Source organism: Cupriavidus sp. GW823-FHT06D04, assembly GCF_058795055.1.
The window spans coordinates 428657-447056 of record NZ_JBXAHL010000002.1 but is presented as its reverse complement, the minus strand read 5'-3'; the positions used below and the strand labels follow the sequence as shown (position 1 = coordinate 447056).

The 18400-nt window shown below is 65.5% G+C and carries 19 protein-coding genes; 14 read left to right on the top strand and 5 right to left on the bottom strand.

Features of this window, described 5'->3' with window-relative positions; genetic code table 11:
• Positions 1-2: 2 nt before the first annotated feature.
• The 9 genes from AC1Q7H_RS05770 (at position 3) to AC1Q7H_RS05730 (ending at position 8319) form a co-directional block, all read left to right on the top strand.
• Positions 3-338 (top strand): hypothetical protein, encoded by a 336-nt coding sequence (locus AC1Q7H_RS05770; protein ID WP_211980794.1) that lies wholly within the window; start codon positions 3-5, stop codon positions 336-338.
• Positions 339-362: 24 nt separating this feature from the next.
• Positions 363-1625, top strand: a complete 1263-nt coding sequence (locus tag AC1Q7H_RS05765; protein ID WP_211980793.1) for a pilus assembly protein TadG-related protein — start codon at positions 363-365, stop codon at positions 1623-1625.
• Between the two features lie 9 nt (positions 1626-1634).
• The gene (locus tag AC1Q7H_RS05760; RefSeq protein ID WP_211980792.1) at positions 1635-2144 is read left to right on the top strand and encodes a TadE/TadG family type IV pilus assembly protein; all 510 of its coding nucleotides are present in this window, start codon (positions 1635-1637) and stop codon (positions 2142-2144) included.
• Positions 2141-2599: a TadE/TadG family type IV pilus assembly protein gene (locus AC1Q7H_RS05755; RefSeq protein ID WP_211980791.1), complete on the top strand. Its 459-nt coding sequence runs from the start codon at positions 2141-2143 to the stop codon at positions 2597-2599. Before AC1Q7H_RS05760 ends, AC1Q7H_RS05755 begins: the two co-directional genes overlap by 4 nt.
• 23 nt (positions 2600-2622) lie before the next feature.
• The gene (locus AC1Q7H_RS05750; RefSeq protein ID WP_211980790.1) at positions 2623-3816 is read left to right on the top strand and encodes a CpaE/TadZ family protein; all 1194 of its coding nucleotides are present in this window, start codon (positions 2623-2625) and stop codon (positions 3814-3816) included.
• A gap of 61 nt (positions 3817-3877) precedes the next feature.
• Positions 3878-5248: a TadA family conjugal transfer-associated ATPase gene (locus AC1Q7H_RS05745; RefSeq protein ID WP_013955760.1), complete on the top strand. Its 1371-nt coding sequence runs from the start codon at positions 3878-3880 to the stop codon at positions 5246-5248.
• 45 nt (positions 5249-5293) lie between these two features.
• Positions 5294-6271, top strand: a complete 978-nt coding sequence (locus AC1Q7H_RS05740; protein WP_013955759.1) for a type II secretion system F family protein — start codon at positions 5294-5296, stop codon at positions 6269-6271.
• Between the two features lie 77 nt (positions 6272-6348).
• A complete protein-coding gene (locus AC1Q7H_RS05735; protein ID WP_013955758.1) occupies positions 6349-7323 on the top strand; it encodes a type II secretion system F family protein in 975 nt (324 codons plus the stop codon).
• 210 nt (positions 7324-7533) lie between these two features.
• The gene (locus AC1Q7H_RS05730; protein WP_211980789.1) at positions 7534-8319 is read left to right on the top strand and encodes a metallophosphoesterase; all 786 of its coding nucleotides are present in this window, start codon (positions 7534-7536) and stop codon (positions 8317-8319) included.
• 116 nt (positions 8320-8435) lie between these two features.
• Here the strand turns inward: AC1Q7H_RS05730 and groL are convergent, their stop codons facing one another.
• Together groL and groES are read right to left on the bottom strand one after the other, a co-directional pair.
• Positions 8436-10079, bottom strand: coding sequence for a chaperonin GroEL (gene groL / locus AC1Q7H_RS05725; RefSeq protein ID WP_013955756.1), 1644 nt, complete (start codon positions 10077-10079; stop codon positions 8436-8438).
• 45 nt (positions 10080-10124) lie between these two features.
• Entirely contained in the window at positions 10125-10415 is a 291-nt protein-coding gene (groES, locus tag AC1Q7H_RS05720) for a co-chaperone GroES (RefSeq protein WP_010813047.1), read from the bottom strand.
• A gap of 347 nt (positions 10416-10762) precedes the next feature.
• On the opposite strand from groES, the gene AC1Q7H_RS05715 reads away from it, so the two are divergent.
• The 3 genes from AC1Q7H_RS05715 to AC1Q7H_RS05705 all read left to right on the top strand — a co-directional run bounded on the left by AC1Q7H_RS05715 (position 10763) and on the right by AC1Q7H_RS05705 (position 14945).
• Complete coding sequence (locus AC1Q7H_RS05715; RefSeq protein WP_153954875.1) at positions 10763-12514, top strand: SulP family inorganic anion transporter; 1752 nt, start codon at positions 10763-10765, stop codon at positions 12512-12514.
• Between the two features lie 297 nt (positions 12515-12811).
• Complete coding sequence (locus AC1Q7H_RS05710) at positions 12812-13222, top strand: hypothetical protein (protein ID WP_492381038.1); 411 nt, start codon at positions 12812-12814, stop codon at positions 13220-13222.
• Positions 13223-13403: 181 nt separating this feature from the next.
• Complete coding sequence (locus tag AC1Q7H_RS05705) at positions 13404-14945, top strand: MltF family protein (protein ID WP_492378897.1); 1542 nt, start codon at positions 13404-13406, stop codon at positions 14943-14945.
• 78 nt (positions 14946-15023) lie between these two features.
• On the opposite strand, the gene AC1Q7H_RS05700 is transcribed toward AC1Q7H_RS05705, so the two are convergent.
• The 3 genes from AC1Q7H_RS05700 to AC1Q7H_RS05690 form a co-directional block, all read right to left on the bottom strand.
• Positions 15024-15311: a helix-turn-helix domain-containing protein gene (locus AC1Q7H_RS05700; protein WP_013955751.1), complete on the bottom strand. Its 288-nt coding sequence runs from the start codon at positions 15309-15311 to the stop codon at positions 15024-15026.
• A 189-nt stretch (positions 15312-15500) separates the two neighbouring features.
• Positions 15501-15875: a cupredoxin domain-containing protein gene (locus AC1Q7H_RS05695; protein WP_013955750.1), complete on the bottom strand. Its 375-nt coding sequence runs from the start codon at positions 15873-15875 to the stop codon at positions 15501-15503.
• A gap of 12 nt (positions 15876-15887) precedes the next feature.
• Positions 15888-16766: a metallophosphoesterase family protein gene (locus tag AC1Q7H_RS05690; RefSeq protein WP_211980785.1), complete on the bottom strand. Its 879-nt coding sequence runs from the start codon at positions 16764-16766 to the stop codon at positions 15888-15890.
• 179 nt (positions 16767-16945) lie between these two features.
• Between AC1Q7H_RS05690 and AC1Q7H_RS05685 the strand changes: the two genes are divergently transcribed.
• Positions 16946-17578 (top strand): RNA polymerase sigma factor, encoded by a 633-nt coding sequence (locus tag AC1Q7H_RS05685; RefSeq protein WP_153954878.1) that lies wholly within the window; start codon positions 16946-16948, stop codon positions 17576-17578.
• Positions 17565-18368, top strand: coding sequence for an anti-sigma factor family protein (locus AC1Q7H_RS05680; RefSeq protein ID WP_153954879.1), 804 nt, complete (start codon positions 17565-17567; stop codon positions 18366-18368). The genes AC1Q7H_RS05685 and AC1Q7H_RS05680 overlap by 14 nt, the downstream gene beginning before the upstream one ends.
• Positions 18369-18400 lie beyond the last annotated feature (32 nt).

The window sequence follows — 18400 nt, the reverse complement described above, 5'->3', positions numbered from 1 at the left end:
CCATGAACAAGACACTGAAGCTTTCGCGCGGCGCCGCCGTCCTGGTGCTCGGCAGCCTGGCCTGCCTGGGACTATCGGCCTGCATGACCTCGACGCCGGTGTGGGACGGCCAGCGCGGCGTGGCGCTGGCCACCGTCACGCAGCTGCAGATCATCAATCCCGACGCGCCTGCCGGGCTGCCCACTGTCACCGGTACCGATGGCAAGACGGCTGTGGCAGCGATGAAGAACTTCGACCGTTCGCTGTCAGGGAGCCAGCAAGGCGGCGCACCCTCCATGACGATCGACTTCGGCGCCGGCGGCTATGGCGGCGTGGGCATGGGTGGCAACGGCCGCTGAGCACCAGAACCGCGGGAGACCATCATGTCTACATCGGGCTTCACACGATCCAGGCTGACGCGGCGCGCACATCAGCGTGGCGCGGTTGCCATCATCGTGGGACTGTCGCTGGCTGTGCTGATCGGCTTTGTCGGGCTGGCGCTCGATCTGGGCAAGCTCTATGTCACCAAGAGCGAGCTGCAGAACAGCGTCGATGCCTGCGCGCTGGCTGCCGCGCGCGATGTCACCGGGGCCACGCCGCTGCTCGTGTCCGAGGCGGCCGGCCTGGCCACCGGCACGAGCAACGCTGCCCTGTTCCAGGGCAAGCCAGTGGAAATGTTCGAGAACCTCAACGTCTCATATAGCGATACATCTGGCAGCACCTTCTACACCAAGAACAACATTCCGTTCTCGCTCGACAAAGTGAAGTACGTGAAATGCACCGCCGAGCGCAAGGATATCGCCCACTGGTTCATCCAGATGCTCAACCTGCTGCCAGGGATCGATATCAAGGCCAGTACCGTCAATGCCATGGCCGTCGCCACCACCACCAGCGCGCAGACCGCCTGTGCCATCCCGGTCTATGTCTGCACGCCGTCAACGGCGAATCCGCCGAAAACCGCGTACAACCGGGGCGACTGGATCAAGTCCAGGGTCGATCCGAGCAGCGACCCATACGGTCCCGGCAGTTTTGGCTGGGCCGACCTTTCGCCTCCGGCAGGCGGCGCTTCCGAACTGGCCGACCTGCTTGCCGGCAGCGGACAGTGCGATCTGCCGGTAGTGGGCTCCAAGGTGGGCGAGCCAGGCAGCATCGCATCGCTGATCGCAGCGTGGAATACCCGCTTCGGGATCTATACCGGCTCTTACAAGGGACCGAACGATGGGGCACCCGACTTTACTGGTTATGCCTACACCCTGACCACATGGAATGCGCCAAATGGTGGCAACGCCTACGCTGACTTCATTCAGAAGCGGGGCACCAACGATCCCTACCAGACGGATGCGAACAGTGGCTTGCAAACCAAGGGCACGCCCTCAACCAAGCCAGTGCATCAGGCCGGCGCCGACCGCAGGCTGGTACAGGTGCCGATAGTGGACTGCACTGAGCTCGCCACGGCCAAACAAGCTGCGGTGGTCTCCTGGGCCTGCATGCTGATGGTCGAGCCAATGCAGGAACAGAGCGCAAAGGCTGCAACCAGTCTCGAATACCTGGGGGACTCGAAGGACCCCACCAGTCCGTGCGCGACCCAGGGTGTGCCCGGGTCCAGTACGGGTGTGGGCCCTCGTGTGCCGGTGCTGGTGCAATAGGAGCGAATCATGGCGCAATGCAGGCAGCGCAGGAGCAGGGCGCGCGGGGCGGTCGCGGTGGAGTTCGCACTGGTCCTGGTGCCCTTGCTGATGCTGGTGACCGGGGTGGCCGAGTACGGGCGCGCCATCTACCAGTACAACGCCCTGACAAAGGCCACGCGCGATGCGGCACGCTTCCTGTCGCAATACGCGCCCAGCGAGCCGAATTACCCAGTGGATCAGGCCAAATGCATCGCCGTCTATGGCAAGACCACCTGCGGCGGCGCGGCACTTGTGAACGGCCTCAGCCCGTCAATGGTAGTCGTCTGTGACCGCGTTGACTCGAGCGGCTGCGGCAGCAAGCAGTTTGCCAACGTTGCCATCTACGAGGGCGGCAACAGTTCAAACCCGCCGGCAGGCACCATCAATCTGGTTGAGGTGAAGATCTCGGGCTTTACCTACTCGCCAATGCAGTCCTACCTCAATGTGGGAGCCCTGGCGTTCTCCGATATCGCAACGGTAATGAGGCAGGTGCTATGACTCCGATCCGTGCCATGCGCCCGCGTTCACGCCAGGCCGGCGCAACCGCCGTCGAATTCGCCCTGGTTGCCAGCATCTTCTTCATGCTGCTGATCGGCATTGCCGAGTTCTCCCGCGTGCTGTTTTACTGGAACACCGCCGGTGAGGCCACCCGGCTGGGTGCACGCATCGCGGTGGTGTGCGACACCACGGACACCACCATCAAGACCAAGATGACCAAACTGATGCCCCTGCTGCAGGCCACCAATATCCAGGTCGCCTATGAACCAAGCGGCTGCGACGCCGACCCCGACAGCGCGCGCAATTCCTGCCGCTCGGTCACCGTCAGCGTGGCCAACGTCTCGGTCAAGACCTTTATTCCGGTCGTTCCGATAACGGTGTCGATGCCTTCGTTCTCCACCACGCTGCCGCGGGAGAGCCTGGACTCTTCCACCAGCGGCCCGATCTGCAACTAGCGCGCATGAACCAGGAGCACACCATGCTCAGAATTCTGATCGTTTCCGAAGACGCCGAGCGGCTGGCCGAGATCAACCGGCTCAGCACCGTGGTCGGCAACTTCCAGGCCATGACGCTGCAGGAGGGCCTGGCGCGTTTCCCGTTCCATGCCAGCCGGCTGCGCATGGCCGACCTGCTCATCCTGGAACTGCCTGCCATCAATGCCCCGCAGATGCAGGCCATCGAGAGCCTGCGCCAGCAGCACCCTGAACTGCCCTGCATCCTGATCACGCAGGCGCCCAGTTCCGAGGTGCTGATCAAGGCCATGCGTGCCGGCATCCGCGATGTGCTGTCGTGGCCGCTGGACAAGGGGCAACTGGCCGAGGCGCTCAAGCGCGTGGAATCCGGCCACGTGCCGCGTGCGCAAGAGACCGCACAGGTAATTTCGGTGATCTCGTGCAAGGGCGGCGCGGGCACCAGCTTCGTGGCGGCCAACCTGGGCGATGCGCTGGCCCGGCACCTTGACAAGCGCGTGCTGGTGGTGGACCTGAACCGGCACTTCGGCGACCTGACCTATATCGTCAGCGACAAGACCCCGCCCTCCACGCTGCCCGATATCTGCAGCCAGATCGACCGTATGGATGCCGCCTTCCTGGAAGCCTGCCTGGTGCATGTGGACAACGGCTTCGACGTGCTGGCGGGTGCGGCCGATCCCATCAAGGCCAGCCAGATCCAGAAGGACAAGCTGGAGTGGATCCTGTCGGTGGTGCAGCCGGCCTATGACTTCGTGATCTTCGACCTGGGCCAGAGCATCGACCCCTTGTCGATCGGCATGCTGGACCACAGCGACCGCATCTGCGTGGTGGCCGAACCAGCAATCTCCTTCGGGCGGCCGGGCCGTCGGCTGCTCGATATCCTGCGTGCGCTGCACTACCCCACCGACAAGGTCCGCCTGGTGCTGAACCGCACCGGCCGCAAGAACGAGATGCCGCGCGCAACGATGGAGGAGATCTTCGGCATGAAGGTCGCCTTTACCCTGCCCGACGACTCCGCCGCCGTGGATGAGGCCGTCAGCCACGGCGAGCCAGTCGCCAAGCTGAGCCGGCGCAGCGCCATGGCGCGCGCGCTGCAGGCCATGGCCACGCAGTTGTGCACCACACCGGAAGCCGAGCGGCGCAACCGCGTCGAAGCGGTATCACCGCTGCGCAGGCTGATGCTGCGCGCGCGGAGCACCTGAATACCCTGACGACGGCCAGCCAGGGCGGCGGCCAACCGAAGCCGATAACGAGGAGTTGATCATGTCCATTCGCGAACAGCTGGCCAATGCCGGGCCCGCCTTCACTGCCAACGGCCACGCCGCAATCCAGTTTGCGACCTCGGCAGCCTCCGTGTCGGGTGGCTACCACCAGCTCAAGCGCGACGTGCACGAGACCGTGCTGGACCGTGTGGAGCTGGAGCGGCTGGCGCGCTATCCGCAGGAGCAGGTGCGGCAGGAGATCGCCGCGCTGGTCAACCTGATCATCGACGAACAGAAGGTGTTGCTCAACGACAACGAGCGGCGCCAGCTGACGGTAGAAATCTACGACGAGATGTTCGGTTTCGGCCCGCTCGAGCCCCTGCTGCAGGACCCCACCGTGTCGGACATCCTGGTCAACACCGCACGCCAGACTTATGTGGAGCGGCGCGGCAAGCTGGAACTGACCGACGTGGTGTTCTACGACGACGCACACCTGATGAAGGTGATCGAGAAGATCGTGTCGCGCGTGGGGCGCCGTATCGACGAGACCAGCCCGATGGTCGACGCACGCCTGCCCGACGGCTCGCGCGTCAACGCCATCATCCCGCCCTCTGCCATCGACGGGCCGCTGCTGTCGATCCGCCGCTTTTCCGTGAATCCGCTGCAGGTGTCCGACCTGGTGAACCTGCGCAGCCTGACGCCGCCGATGGCGCAGCTGTTGCAGGCGCTCTCGCAGGCCAAGGTCAACGTGCTGGTGTCGGGCGGCACCGGCAGCGGCAAGACCACGCTGCTGAACATCCTGTCGGGCTTTATCCCGGAAGACGAGCGCGTGGTCACCATCGAGGATGCGGCCGAACTGCAGCTGCGCCAGCCCCATGTGCTGCGGCTGGAAACGCGCCCGCCCAATATCGAAGGCAAGGGCGAGATCACCCAGCGCGCCCTAGTGCGCAACGCGCTGCGCATGCGCCCCGACCGCATCATCCTGGGCGAAGTGCGCGGCGGCGAGGCGCTGGACATGCTCAACGCGATGAACACCGGCCACGAGGGCTCGCTCACCACCATCCACGCCAACACCCCGCGCGACGCGCTGACGCGCCTGGAGAACATGGTCAGCATGGCCGGCCTGACCATGCCGGCCAAGGCCATGCGCCAGCAGATCTCCTCGGCCATCACGGTGATCGTGCAGGCGGCGCGCATGACCGACGGCCGGCGCAAGATCATCAGCATCCAGGAGATCACCGGCATGGAGGGCGACATCATCAACATGCAGGAGATCTTCACCTTCCAGCGCACGGGCGTGGACAAGGATGGCACGGTCCGCGGCAATTTCCGGGCCACCGGGGTGTATCCCAAGTTCGCCGAGCGGCTGCGCGTGTTCGGCGTGGGGCTGCCGGACGAGACCTATGACCCGGCCAAACGCTTCGAAGTCTGATCCGCCTGGCGCGATACAACAACAAGCAATCCCGGGGAGCTACACATGAGCACGATCTTCTACGCCTTCGGCATCCTGCTGTTCGTGGCCGTGGTGCTCTGCGTCGAGGGCATCTACCTGTGGTGGAGCAACGCCCATGGCCCCGCGGCCAGGCGCATCGAGGCGCGGCTGCGGGCGCTGTCGGCAGGCGGACATGTCAGCGCGGAACAGCTGTCGATCCTGAAGAAGCGCATGCTGGCGGGCTCGCCGCGCTTGCAGAAGTGGCTGATGAGCGTGCCCCGCGTGGGCAGGCTGGACCGGTGGCTGGAGCAATCCGGCAGCACCTGGTCGGTGGCGCAGCTGCTGGGCTACTGCGCGATGGTGGCGCTGTGCACGGTGGCACTGATTCCGCTGCTGCCGATACCGGTACCGCTGGTGCTCGCCGGCGCGGCGCTGGCCGCCATGCTGCCGGTGCTTCATGTGATGCGCCTGCGCGGCAAGCGGATCAAGCAGATGGAGGCACAGCTGGCTGATGCCGTCGACATGATCAGCCGTGCCCTGCGCGCCGGGCACTCGTTCAGTGGCGCGCTCGGCATGGTCGGGCAGGAAATGAAGGCCCCGATCGGGCCGGAGTTCCGCACCACCTTCGAGGAAATCAATTACGGCGTGGCGCTGGACGAGGCCATGACCAACCTTGCCATCCGGGTACCGGTGGGCGACCTGCGCTATTTCGTCATCGCGGTGCTGATCCAGCGTGAAAGCGGCGGCAACCTGGCGGAGATCCTCGACACCATCGGCACAATGGTGCGCGAACGGCTGAAGCTGTTCGACAAGATCCGCGTGCTTTCGGCGGAAGGCAAGCTGTCCGCGTGGGTGCTGGGCCTGCTGCCCTTCTGCACTGCCGGACTGATCCTGGTGGTCAATCCGGGCTTCATGAACGTGCTGTGGGAGGACCCGCTCGGCTTGCGCATGATCGGCGGCGCAGTGGTATCGATGACCTTCGGCGTGCTGTGGATGCGCAAGATCATCCGAATCCGGGTCTGAAGGCGCAACGCACGGTACCGGTACATGCAGTGCTCGAAGAAGCAGGGCTTGGACAGCCATCCTGACGGGAGTCCATCATGCAAGGCATTATCCAGGGGTTTCAGGCAGACCAGTTTGTCGTGCTCGCGCTGATCTTCGTGGCGGCGTTCGGCACGGTGTTCGGGGTGCTCTACGTGTTCTCGCCCAACCGCCTGCGCGGGCGGGCGGAGCAGATCGCAGGCCAGGCGGGCCAGCTCGGGGCTGATCCTGGCAAGCGGAATGCGCTACTCGAAAAGCTGGTGCAATGGGCGCAACCGGTATCGCGACTGTCACTGCCCAAGGAAGGCTGGGAGGGCTCGCAGCTGCGCGTGCGCTTCATGAACGCCGGCTGGCGCAATGCCAGTGCCGCACCGCTGTACTTTGCGGCCAAGACCGCTCTGGCGGTCGCCCTGCCGATGATCGGGCTGCTGGCAGCCGCCGGCCAGTCGGGGCTGCAAGACCGGAACATCATGTTCGCGTTGTTGGCAGTACTTGGTGCAATCGGCTACTACCTGCCCAACGTCGTTCTCGCACGCAAGGTCGCGCAACGCCAGCGTACGGTGTTTGAAGAGTTCCCGGACGTGATCGACCTGCTGACCGTCTGCGTGGAAGCCGGCCTCGGGCTCGATGCGGCATTGATGCGTGTGGCCGACGAGCTGGCGCTGCGCTGCCCCGTGCTGGCCGATGAGCTCCAGCTGATGCTGCTGGAGCTGCGCTCGGGCTTCTCGAAGGAAAAGGCGCTGTCGAACCTGTCGCTGCGCACCGGCGTGGACGACGTGGACAAGTTCGCCTCCATGCTGATCCAGGCCGACCGCTTCGGCACCAGCCTGGGCGAGTCCCTGCGCGTGCTGTCCGACATGCTGCGCACCAAGCGCCGCATGCGGGCCGAGGAGCAAGCCGCCAAGATCGCGCTCAAGCTGCTGTTCCCGCTGATCTTCACCATCTTCCCGTCGCTGCTGCTGGTGCTGCTCGGACCAGCCTTTATCCAGATCTATCGCGTTCTCCTGCCGACCATGGCCGGACAAGGAGGGTAATACTTCCGGGAAACCGCGATCGTTTCCCCCGGCTGTCTCCCGGTGCAATGCCGGCTAGACAGTCACTTGCCCGGACCTGGTTCCGGGCTTTTTTGCTTTTCGGCGGGATCCGCGGGACTTGACCAGACGGGCTGGCTTCTTAAGAATGCAGGCAACCGCCCGCCGCCGTAGCGGCCCATACAGCGAGCCCCATGCGCCTCCGGAGTCTCCATGAAGCTACGCATCCTGAGCGACCTCCACATCGAGCACAACATGCCGCAGGCCGTGCCCGCCTGCGATGCCGACGTCGTGGTGCTAGCCGGCGACATCGCCAACGGGCGCGACGGCATCGACTGGGCCGCGCGCACCTTCAGCCAGCCGGTGATCTACGTGCCCGGCAATCACGAATACTACGAAAGCAACTTCGATACCGTGGATCGCCTGATGGCCGAAGCCACCGAGGCGCACCCAGGCATACAGGTGCTCAATGGCACAGTGGCCGAATTCAACGGCGCCCACGGACGGGTACGCATCATCGGCACCACCTGGTGGACTGACTACACCCTGTTCGGGACTGACCGGCGCGATGACGCGATGCAGGCTTGCGCGGCGGTGATGCTGGACCACCGGCTGATCGAACTCCACGGCGACGACGGCCGTGCGCGCCATTTCACACCCCAGGACGCGCTGGCGCGCCACCAGGCCGCGTCGGCCTGGCTGGCGGCGCAGCTGGCGCTGCCCTACGATGGCAAGACCGTGGTGGTTACGCACCACGGCCCTGACCTGGGCAGCCTGGACCCGCGCTACTCGCACGACCTGGTCTCCGGCGGCTTCCTGTCGCGCCGGCCCGACCTGGTAGCAAAGGCGGACCTGTGGATCCACGGACATACCCACACCAGCTTCGACTACTGCATCGACGATTCGCGCGTGGTCTGCAACCCCCGCGGCTACGTCAGCCGCCGCACCGGCGAGCTGGAAAACAAGCGCTTCGACTGGTGCTGCGTGGTCGAGGTCTGACCTGGCGGCTCGAGCGCGAGACCGCTGCGGCGCCCCAAAGAAAAACCCCCGCGGGCTCGCGCCCGCGGGGGTTTTTCAAGACAGCCTGCCCGTGAGGGCAGTCGGTCGGCAATGATTTACATCATGCCTTCCATGCCGCCCATGCCGCCCATGCCGCCCGGCATTGCCGGAGCCGACTCTTCCTTCGGCGATTCGGCAACTGCGCAGTCCGTGGTCAGCATCAGCGAAGCCACCGAAGCGGCGTTCTGCAGTGCGGTGCGGGTGACCTTGGTCGGGTCCAGCACGCCCATTTCCACCAGGTCGCCGTACTCGCCCGAAGCCGCGTTGTAGCCGTAGTTGCCCTTGCCTTCGATAACCTTGGCAACGACCACCGAAGCTTCTTCACCGGCGTTCAGCACGATCTGGCGCAGCGGCTCTTCCATGGCACGCAGCACGATCTTGATACCGGCGTTCTGGTCGGCGTTTTCGCCGGTCAGTGCCGAGATCGCAGCGCGGGCACGCAGCAGGGCCACACCACCGCCGGGGACGATGCCTTCTTCCACCGCAGCGCGAGTGGCGTGCAGGGCGTCTTCCACGCGGGCCTTCTTTTCCTTCATTTCGACTTCGGTGGCAGCGCCAACCTTGATCACGGCAACACCGCCGGCCAGCTTGGCCACGCGCTCTTGCAGCTTCTCACGGTCGTAGTCCGAGGTCGCTTCTTCGATCTGGGCGCGGATTTGCTTGACGCGGCCTTCGATCGCACCTGCGTCGCCGGCGCCGTCGATGATGATGGTGTTTTCCTTGCCGATCTCGATGCGCTTGGCCTGGCCCAGGTCGTTCAGGCCAGCCTTTTCCAGCGTCAGGCCGATTTCTTCAGCGATGACGGTGCCGCCGGTCAGGATGGCGATGTCTTCCAGCATGGCCTTGCGGCGGTCGCCGAAGCCCGGGGCCTTGACGGCGGCGGTCTTCAGGATGCCACGGATGTTGTTCACCACCAGGGTCGCCAGGGCTTCGCCCTCGACGTCTTCAGCGATGATCAGCAGCGGGCGGCCGGCCTTGGCCACTTGCTCCAGCACCGGCAGCAGGTCGCGGATGTTCGAGACCTTCTTGTCGAACAGCAGCACGAACGGGTTGTCCAGCTGGACAACCTGCTTTTCCGGGTTGTTGATGAAGTACGGCGACAGGTAGCCGCGGTCGAACTGCATGCCTTCCACGACTTCCAGCTCGTCGGCCAGCGACTTGCCGTCTTCAACCGTGATCACGCCTTCCTTGCCGACCTTGTCCATGGCTTCGGCAATGCGCTCACCGATCGAGGTGTCGCTGTTGGCCGAGATCGCGCCAACCTGGGCGATTTCCTTGCTGGTGGTGGTGGGCTTGCTGACCTTCTTCAGCTCTTCCACGGCGGCGGCAACAGCCTTGTCGATGCCGCGCTTCAGGTCCATCGGGTTCATGCCGGCGGCAACGAACTTCATGCCTTCGCGCACGATCGACTGGGCCAGCACGGTTGCGGTGGTGGTACCGTCACCGGCGTTGTCGCTGGTCTTGGAAGCGACTTCCTTGACCATCTGGGCGCCCATGTTCTGCAGCTTGTCCTTCAGCTCGATTTCCTTGGCCACGGACACGCCGTCCTTGGTCACGGTCGGGCCGCCGAAGCTGCGCTCCAGCACCACATTGCGGCCCTTCGGGCCCAGAGTCACCTTAACTGCGTTGGCGAGGATGTTCACGCCTTCAACCATCTTGGCACGTGCGGCGTCGCCGAACACTACGTCTTTAGCTGCCATTCTTGAATCTCCTGAAATCTGTACGGGTGGCGGTCAGTCGGTGAATTACTTGTTCACCACGGCCATGATGTCTTCTTCGCGCATGACCAGCAGTTCCTGGCCTTCCACCTTCACGGCCTGGCCGGCGTACTTGCCGAACAGCACGCGGTCACCGACCTTGACGTCGAGGGCGATGTTGTTGCCCTTGTCATCCTTCTTGCCAGGACCGATTGCCAGCACTTCGCCTTGATCGGGCTTCTCGGCAGCGTTGTCGGGAATCACGATACCGGACGCGGTCTTGGTTTCGTTGTCCAGACGCTTCACGATCACGCGGTCGTGCAAAGGACGCAGATTCATACGGACTCCTAGATACAAAGTGAGTTTTTAATCACAATTCGGCCGGCTACCGAGGCGACGGCCGTCTGAAATGTTCAGGTGCCGCAAGGGGCGCTTTCATGCTGTTAGCACTCACCCCCGGCGAGTGCTAATTATAGGGACGGGGTATGGCCATTTCAAGACAGGGACTTAATACGGGTTTTCCCTTGGACGTGAAATTCTCGTGGGAAATGGCCTTGGAGAGCCACTGAAAGAGGAGCTTTAGCCACTTAATGTGCATTTGCCGCTCCGTGTAATTTCGACCAAACTGTACATGGGTCGCCGCACGACAACGACAAACATCAAGCCCGCCGCCCGGATCACCCTCCATGAACGTGGAATCCCACTCCCGTCGCCGCAACCGCGCCGGTGGCGATCCCTGCCGCACCTTGCGCAACTCGGCCGGCGTGCTTGCATTGCCGTGGCCCGAGTGGCTGCGTCACTACCACCGCGACTGGCTGAAGCCCGATGTCATGGCCGGGCTGACCGTTGCGGCAGTCGTCATCCCGAAGGCTCTCGCCTACGCCACCATCGCGGGCCTGCCGGTCGAGGTCGGACTCTATACGGTATTCGCGCCTATGCTGATCTACGCCATGCTGGGAACCTCGCGCCCGCTCAGCGTCAGCACCACGACCACGCTGGCGATCCTGGCAGCAGCCGCGCTTAGCGATACGACGACGGCAGGCGGTACCGCGAGCTTGCTGACGGCTTCGGCCACGCTCACCTGCCTCGTGGGCATCATCCTGGTCGCCGCGCGCTTGCTGCGCCTGGGCTTTGTTGCCGATTTCATCTCCGAGCCCGTCCTGGTCGGCTTCAAGGCCGGGATCGGGCTGGTGATCGTGGTGGACCAGCTTCCGAAGCTGCTCGGCATCCATTTCCAGAAGGGCGCGTTTTTCCACAACCTCGCAGCCATGGTCCAGGGCGTTCCCCACGCTTCGCTGGCAACCATGGCCGTTGGGGTCACGGTCCTGGCGCTGCTGATCGGCATGGAACGCCTGGTGCCGCGCGCGCCGGCACCGCTGATCGCGGTGGGGATCGGGATTGCGGCAGTCGGCCTGCTCGGGTTGCAGTCCCATGGCGTTGAAACCGTTGGCCATGTCCCGACTGGCCTGCCGCCCCTCACGCTGCCGGATCCCGATCTGGTCATGCAGCTCCTGGTGCCGGCCATGGGCATTGCCCTGATGAGCTTTACGGAAACCATCGCAGCCGGACGCGCCTTCGTGCAGAGCGGCGAACCCGCGCCGGACCCGAACCGCGAGCTGCTGGCCACGGGGTTCGCCTGCCTGGGTGGCGCATTCCTCGGCGCGATGGCTGCCGGCGGCGGAACCACGCAGACCGCGGTGAACCGCCGCTGCGGCGCCAGATCGCAGCTGGCGGGACTGATCACCGCGGCCGTCGCGCTGGGCGCGATGCTGGTGCTGGCACCGCTGATCGGCCTGATGCCGGAGGCCGCGCTGGCGGCAGTGGTCATCGCCTATTCGGTGGGACTGATCCAGCCGGCGGAGTTTCGCGCCATCCTTGGCATCCGGCGCACGGAGTTCCTCTGGGCAGTGGTAGCCTGTGCCGGCGTCGTGCTGCTAGGGACGTTGAACGGCATTGCCGCCGCCATCATTGTTTCGCTGCTGGCGCTGGCCTACCAGACTTCCGATCCGCCAGTCTATGTCCTGGCACGCAAGCCCGGCACCAATGTATTCCGGCCGCAGTCCGCCGAGCATCCCGCCGACGTGACCTATCCTGGCATGGTGATGCTGAGGCCGGAGGGCCGCGTTTACTTCGCCAATGCGAGACACATCGGGCACAAGATGCGGCCCATCATTGCTGCAGCGAATCCCCGGGTGGTGGTGCTCGACCTTGTCGGCGTCTTTGACCTCGAGTACACGGCGCTGCGGATGCTGACGGAAGCCGAAAAGAAGATGCGCGAAGGCGGCGTGATGCTCTGGCTGGTGGAACTGAATCCCAATGTGCTGGAGATGGTTCGGCGGTCGTCCCTTGGGGACACACTCGGGCGCGAGCGCTTGTTCCAAAGCATGGATCTTGCGGTCGACCACTACCTTGCAAACCAGACCGCTACGCCCACCTGAAGCGCGATGGCGCTGGGCCAGCCATCGTACTGGCGCAAGGCGACATCGCCGAGCGCGAACCGTGGCGACGGATGGCGTGCGGCGTTGGCTCCGCTGTCGCAAGTGCGCAACATCTTCGTCACTGCGCGCTTGTAGGAGTATTCCGCCCCCGCTTCGGCGCTTGCCCGACAGCGCAACACCGCCTCGCTGCCTAGACTGAGGGCACCGTTGCATTCCCGTTTCGGCAGGGATGTGCGGCCTACGCCACGTCGGCGCATCCGTCGCCGGCGTCTCGGACAACGACTCCGGAGGTTCTCCATGGATTTGAAACAGCCCGCTCGCCTTCCCAAGATCGTCGGCGCGATTGCCGCAGGACTGGCAGGCCTCACTTGCGCCACGGCGATTGCCCAGACACCGGCCAGCCCGGCCACGCCGGCAACTCCGGCCGCCGAGGGCATGCCAGCCACCCCGGCAACCTCAGCCGTCCCCGCCGCCGCGGCAGGCTCCCAAAGCGCATCGCCTGGCATGACCCAGGTTCAACCACCCAAGGATCCACTGGTCGAGCGCCGAGAGGCACGCCAGAAGGCCTCGGCCGAGTACAAGGCCAAGAAGAAGGCGGCCAAGGGCGACTACAAGCAGGACGTCGGCGCTGCCAAGCAGGAGCGCAAGGTCGAGAACAAGGCTGCGGACGCAGTGGCCAAGGACCAGATGGCCGCGCCTAAGCAATAGCGCCAGCCGGCGCAGAACGAGGTGGCCGGGATCAGCCGGCCACCTTCATTTTTTTGCCTGTCGTCTTCCCTCCTTTTGCCCGCGGGAACATCAGGGGTTGGCGGCTTGTAACAAGCCGGATCGCGCCTAGACTCGATAAGAGCAAGTCGCGGGCTTTTTCGCCCGGCTTGCCATCTGCGCCATGCCCGCTCTCCGTCCGCACCACTGGTTTACAGGCCTGCTCCTGTCAGGCCTGATGGCCGCGTTCAGCCTGGGCAGCACGTTTGCCGTAGCACAGCAGAAGCCGGCGCCGGCGTCGGCACCCGCGGCGGCGCCGGCTGCGAAAGCCGCGGCCGGCACGGCAGCGCCCGCGAAGCCGCGCGGGCTGAACCTGGCCAACAAGCCGCGCACCGGCGACTTCGACGTGATGGTCAACAGTCGCGTCATCCGCGTGCTGGTGCCTTACAGCCGCACCCTCTACTTCAGCGACAAGGGCCACGAGCGCGGAATTACCGCGGAACTGGTGCGGGAATTCGAGCGCTACCTGAACAAGACCTACACCAGTCGACTTGGCAAGCGCCCGCTCACCATCATCATCATCCCCACCACGCGCGACCGCCTGCTGCCCGACCTGGCGGCGGGCCTGGGCGATATCGCCGCCGGCAACCTGACCGAGACCGAGGCACGGCTGAAGATGGTCGACTTTGCCGCGCCGCGCGACCGCAAGCCAGTGCGCGAGCTGATCGTGACCGGCCCCAAGTCGCCGGCGCTGAAGAGCCTGGACGACCTGGCAGGCAAGACCGTCCACGTGCGCCGCGCAAGCAGCTACTACGAAAGCCTGACCGCGCTGAACGAGCGCCTGCGCCAGTCCGGCAAGGCGCCGATGCACCTGGTGCTGCTGCCCGATGCCCTCGAAGACGAAGACGTGCTCGAGATGGTCAATGCGGGCCTGCTGGCAATCGTGGTGGTCGATGACTGGAAGGCGGCGATGTGGGCGCAGATCCTGCCTGACATCAAGGTGCGGCAGGACCTGGCGGTGCGCGAAGGCGGCTATATCGGTTGGGCCTTCCGCAAGAACAGCCCGCAGTTGCGGCAGGCAATCGACGATTTCTATATCAACCACGTCAAGAGGCAGGGCGTGGCGGAATACCTGATCAAGCAATCCATGCGCCGGGTCAAGCAGATCAAGAACAACACCGAGGACGCCGAATACAAGCGCTTCCAGCAGACCGTTGCCTTCTTCGAGAAGTACGGCAAGGACTATGGCTTCGACCCGCTGATGCTGGCGGCACAGGGCTTCCAGGAGTCGCAGCTCAACCAGCAGGCGCGCAGCCGCGTGGGCGCCGTCGGCATCATGCAGATCATGCCCGCCACCGGCAAGGAACTGAATGTGGGCAATATCAAGATGGTCGAGTCCAACATCCACGCCGGCGCCAAGTACATGGACCGGCTGATGACCAAGTACTTCCCCGACGCGCACTTCTCGGAATCGAACCGGCCGCTGTTCGCCTTCGCCAGCTACAACGCCGGGCCCGGCAATATCGCCAAGATGCGCAAGGAGGCTGCGGCGCGCGGGCTGGACCCCGACAAGTGGTTCAACAATGTCGAGATCGTGGTGGCGGAGAAGATCGGCATCGAAACCACCACTTATGTGCGCAACATCTTCAAGTACTACGCGGCCTACCGGCTCATGGAGGACCGGGAAGCCGCGCGTGAGCGGGCACTGAAGGAAGTCCGGAAGTAGCCTGCCGCCGGCGCCCGCGCTGGCGGGACGGCGGTGGAACCGGGCCGCGCCGACCTGCGCCCGGCCACACAGCAAGGATCAGTCGGCCAGGCCGCTGCTGTCGATATAGCCCAGCGCATCACGCACCGCGCGCCGGGCCTTGAGCACATAGCAGACCTGGCGCTCGCGGATGGACAGTGCCACCACTTCCGCCTGCAGCAGTTCCTGGAACATGTGTGCGGCACGCGGCAGGCTCAGCCCGGCCAGTTGCGCCAGAGCGGGGGCGGGCAGCCCGTCCTCGCCGGCTTCCAGCAGCGCGCGGCAGATCCTGGCCCGCGCGGGTTCGGTCATCAGGGCAAGCGTCAGCGCGCTCTCTTGGGTCTCCATGGCCACACCTCGATCCTCTGGCGTTGTGCTCCGCCGCCCACCACGAGCGGCTGCCGGCCCTCTCCGGGTGCCGTTTCCCAACGTTCTACGCGGCTCGCAGGGCAAAGGCAATAGGGCCGCCCACGGGCTGCGCGATTACAACACCAGCCGTCACGCCCGCGGGCTCGCCAGGGATCCGGCGGGCGGCGCCTACATGACCTCGATCACGCCGTTCATGGTCTCGTGCCCCGATCCGCAGAAGATGTCGCACAGGAAGCCGTAGTTGCCGCTGCCGCGCGCCGTTGCAGGCAAACGCACGGTCGCGCCTGGCGGCACGTCGGCACGCACGCCGAAATCCGGCACGCTGAAGCCCATGATCACGTCCTGTGCCGTCAGTTCGAATACGACCGACTCGCCGGCACGCAGCGGGATGTGATTCGGGGTAAAGACGAACTTGCGCGCGTGGACGCGAATGACGCGCGGCGCCGCCGCATCGCCCCGGCCGGTGCCGGCCAGCACCGCCGCCCCGAGGCCAAGCATCCAGGCCAGCGCCGTGCGCCGCCCGACCATCGATGACATTCTCATGGCTGGCTCCGGTCAGGTCGCGATCGGCTGCTCGGCCAGCGCGAACGCGCCGGGCGCCGGTTTCGCTTCGACCTCGCGCCAGCCCAGCCCGCGATAGGGCTGCGCGGCATCCCACGGCACCGGCAGGCGCTGCGGCTGTGAGCCCGGCGGCGGCAGCGGGAACATCAGCGAGCGTGCGGCGTGATGCGCAATGTGGCCCGTCGTGTGGTGATGCTCCTGATGGATGTGGCCGTAGAACACGGTCACGTTCGGATAGGGCATCAGGGTGTCGATCACCTGCGCGCCGTCGCGCGTGGCCCAGTCCCATTGCGGATACAGATCGAACAGCGGGCGGTGCGTGAACACCACGATGCGCCCGCCCTTTGGTTGCCGCGCGAGGTCCGCCGCCAGCCATGCGCGCTGCGCATCCCCGACCCGCCCCGCCGGATCGGACACGTTGTCGAGCACGACAAAATGCACGCCTTTGTGATCGAAGGTGTAGTGCGTCGGCCCGAACAGCTCCTGGTAGGCCGCGCCCGCATCGAGGCTGGCGTCGTGCTCGCCCGGCATCAGGTGGATCGTCCTGACGCCCAGGCCGGCAATCACGGACTGGAACTCGCGCAGGCGCCGGCGGCGCTCCTGCGGATCGTCGGTGGTGTGGGTGAGATCGCCGGTGAACATGATGAAGTCGGGCGGCTGCCGCAGCGCATTGACGGCGGCGATGGCCTTGGGCAGCGTGCCGCGCGCATCGGGATTGGCCGGCCCCTGGAAGCCCCAGTGTGCGTCCGACAACTGCACAAAATAGAAGTCCTCATCGCGCCCGAAGGCCCAGCCCGGGAGCCCGGAAGCAAATACCGCGCCACCTGCGGCACCCGCCAGCCTGAGGAAATCGCGTCGCTTCAGTGTGTCCATGGTGCCTCCGTCTGGTTGCAGGGATGTGCCTGTCATACCGGCTTGCGGGAGGCTTTATTCCCGGCAATGCGGAACCGCAAAAAATCCGCCCGTACTGGGAATAAACTGAGTGGAACCCCGGTATACCCGGGACGTGCGCCACCGGCGCGGCGCCGGCGCACAAACCGACCAAGGCACGCATGGATCACGCATCCGACGATCGCCGCCGCTTCGAGGAGCTGGTGCTCCCGCAACTGGACGCCGCCTACAACCTCGCGCGCTGGTTGTCGGGCAGCGCCAGCGAGGCCGACGACGTGGTCCAGGAAGCCTTCCTGCGCGCTTACCGGCTCTTTGGCAGCTTCCGCGGCGAGCAGCCGCGGCCGTGGCTGCTCGCCATCGTGCGCAATACGTGGTTCACCACCTGCCAGAAGCGCAAATCGGCCGGCGAGGTGTGCAGCTATGACGACTTGCACGAGAACCAGCCCCTGCCGGCCTGGCACGATGGCCAGGACAGCCCCGAGCAGTCGTTGCTGCGGCAGGAAGACGTGCGTCTGGTGCACCGTGCGCTGGAGCAGCTTCCGGTGGCCTATCGGGAAGTGCTGGTGCTGCGCGAACTGGAGGAACTGCCCTACCGCGACATTGCCCGTGTCGCGGATATCGCCATTGGCACGGTCATGTCGCGGCTCGCGCGCGGGCGGCGCATGCTGGCGGCGGCGGTGACGGCGCTGCAGCAGCAGGGCACGGCGCAAGCGCCGGCACACGCTCGCTCGCCATCCGGCGCGCTGGCGCCGGCACCGCACCCCGCCGGGGAGACAGGTCATGGACTGCAATGAGGTTTGCGAACTGCTTCCCGCCTGCGCCGACGACGAACTCGGCGCGGCGGAAAGCCTGCGCCTGGAGCAGCACCTGGCGCAATGTGCCGCGTGCACGGCCGAACTGGGACGCCTGCGCGCGCTGCGCACGGCGGTACGGGAAGGCGCGACTTATCATCGCGCAAGTCCCGCCCTGCGCGCGCGGATCGCTGCCGCGCTGCCCGCGGCCGGTGTGCCGGCAGGTAGCGAGACATCGCGCCCGCGCTGGCTCGAGTGGTTTGCCTGGCGCCCGGCCGTCAACGCCGCACTGGCGGCACTGACCGTGGCCTCGATGGCGTTTGGGTTGACGTGGTTCATGTTGCGGGATTCCCCGCAAGACGCCATGGCGCGGGAGGTGGTCAGCAGTCACGTGCGCGCGCTGATCGCCGACCACGCCATCGACGTGGCATCGACGGATCGGCACACGGTCAAGCCATGGTTCAACGGACGGCTGGATTTCGCGCCGCCGGTCCATGACTTGGCGGCAGAGGGCTTCCCACTCGTTGGCGGACGGCTCGACTACCTCCACGGGCAGCGCGTGGCGGTGCTGGTCTATCGACGCAACCAGCATCCGATCGATGTGTTCGTGCTGCACGGCGCGGGCGCGCGCATGGCGGCGCCGGACTTCGACAGCCCCCTGACCCGGCAGGGCTACCAGATTGCGCACTGGCAGACAGGCGGCATGGAATACTGGGCCGTGACCGATGCGTCGGCGGCCGACCTGCAACGCTTCAGCAAGGCATGGCGCGTGGCCAGCGGCGGCACGCCGTAGCGCTCGCGCCGCCGCCGGTCATCGTGCCAGGC

Coding starts and splice junctions, on each gene's coding strand:
- AC1Q7H_RS05770 (WP_211980794.1), top strand. CDS start 3: ATGAACAAGACACTGAAGCTTTCGCGCGGCGCCGCCGTCCTGGTGCTC.
- AC1Q7H_RS05765 (WP_211980793.1), top strand. CDS start 363: ATGTCTACATCGGGCTTCACACGATCCAGGCTGACGCGGCGCGCACAT.
- AC1Q7H_RS05760 (WP_211980792.1), top strand. CDS start 1,635: ATGGCGCAATGCAGGCAGCGCAGGAGCAGGGCGCGCGGGGCGGTCGCG.
- AC1Q7H_RS05755 (WP_211980791.1), top strand. CDS start 2,141: ATGACTCCGATCCGTGCCATGCGCCCGCGTTCACGCCAGGCCGGCGCA.
- AC1Q7H_RS05750 (WP_211980790.1), top strand. CDS start 2,623: ATGCTCAGAATTCTGATCGTTTCCGAAGACGCCGAGCGGCTGGCCGAG.
- AC1Q7H_RS05745 (WP_013955760.1), top strand. CDS start 3,878: ATGTCCATTCGCGAACAGCTGGCCAATGCCGGGCCCGCCTTCACTGCC.
- AC1Q7H_RS05740 (WP_013955759.1), top strand. CDS start 5,294: ATGAGCACGATCTTCTACGCCTTCGGCATCCTGCTGTTCGTGGCCGTG.
- AC1Q7H_RS05735 (WP_013955758.1), top strand. CDS start 6,349: ATGCAAGGCATTATCCAGGGGTTTCAGGCAGACCAGTTTGTCGTGCTC.
- AC1Q7H_RS05730 (WP_211980789.1), top strand. CDS start 7,534: ATGAAGCTACGCATCCTGAGCGACCTCCACATCGAGCACAACATGCCG.
- groL (WP_013955756.1), bottom strand. CDS start 10,079: ATGGCAGCTAAAGACGTAGTGTTCGGCGACGCCGCACGTGCCAAGATG.
- groES (WP_010813047.1), bottom strand. CDS start 10,415: ATGAATCTGCGTCCTTTGCACGACCGCGTGATCGTGAAGCGTCTGGAC.
- AC1Q7H_RS05715 (WP_153954875.1), top strand. CDS start 10,763: ATGAACGTGGAATCCCACTCCCGTCGCCGCAACCGCGCCGGTGGCGAT.
- AC1Q7H_RS05710 (WP_492381038.1), top strand. CDS start 12,812: ATGGATTTGAAACAGCCCGCTCGCCTTCCCAAGATCGTCGGCGCGATT.
- AC1Q7H_RS05705 (WP_492378897.1), top strand. CDS start 13,404: ATGCCCGCTCTCCGTCCGCACCACTGGTTTACAGGCCTGCTCCTGTCA.
- AC1Q7H_RS05700 (WP_013955751.1), bottom strand. CDS start 15,311: ATGGAGACCCAAGAGAGCGCGCTGACGCTTGCCCTGATGACCGAACCC.
- AC1Q7H_RS05695 (WP_013955750.1), bottom strand. CDS start 15,875: ATGAGAATGTCATCGATGGTCGGGCGGCGCACGGCGCTGGCCTGGATG.
- AC1Q7H_RS05690 (WP_211980785.1), bottom strand. CDS start 16,766: ATGGACACACTGAAGCGACGCGATTTCCTCAGGCTGGCGGGTGCCGCA.
- AC1Q7H_RS05685 (WP_153954878.1), top strand. CDS start 16,946: ATGGATCACGCATCCGACGATCGCCGCCGCTTCGAGGAGCTGGTGCTC.
- AC1Q7H_RS05680 (WP_153954879.1), top strand. CDS start 17,565: ATGGACTGCAATGAGGTTTGCGAACTGCTTCCCGCCTGCGCCGACGAC.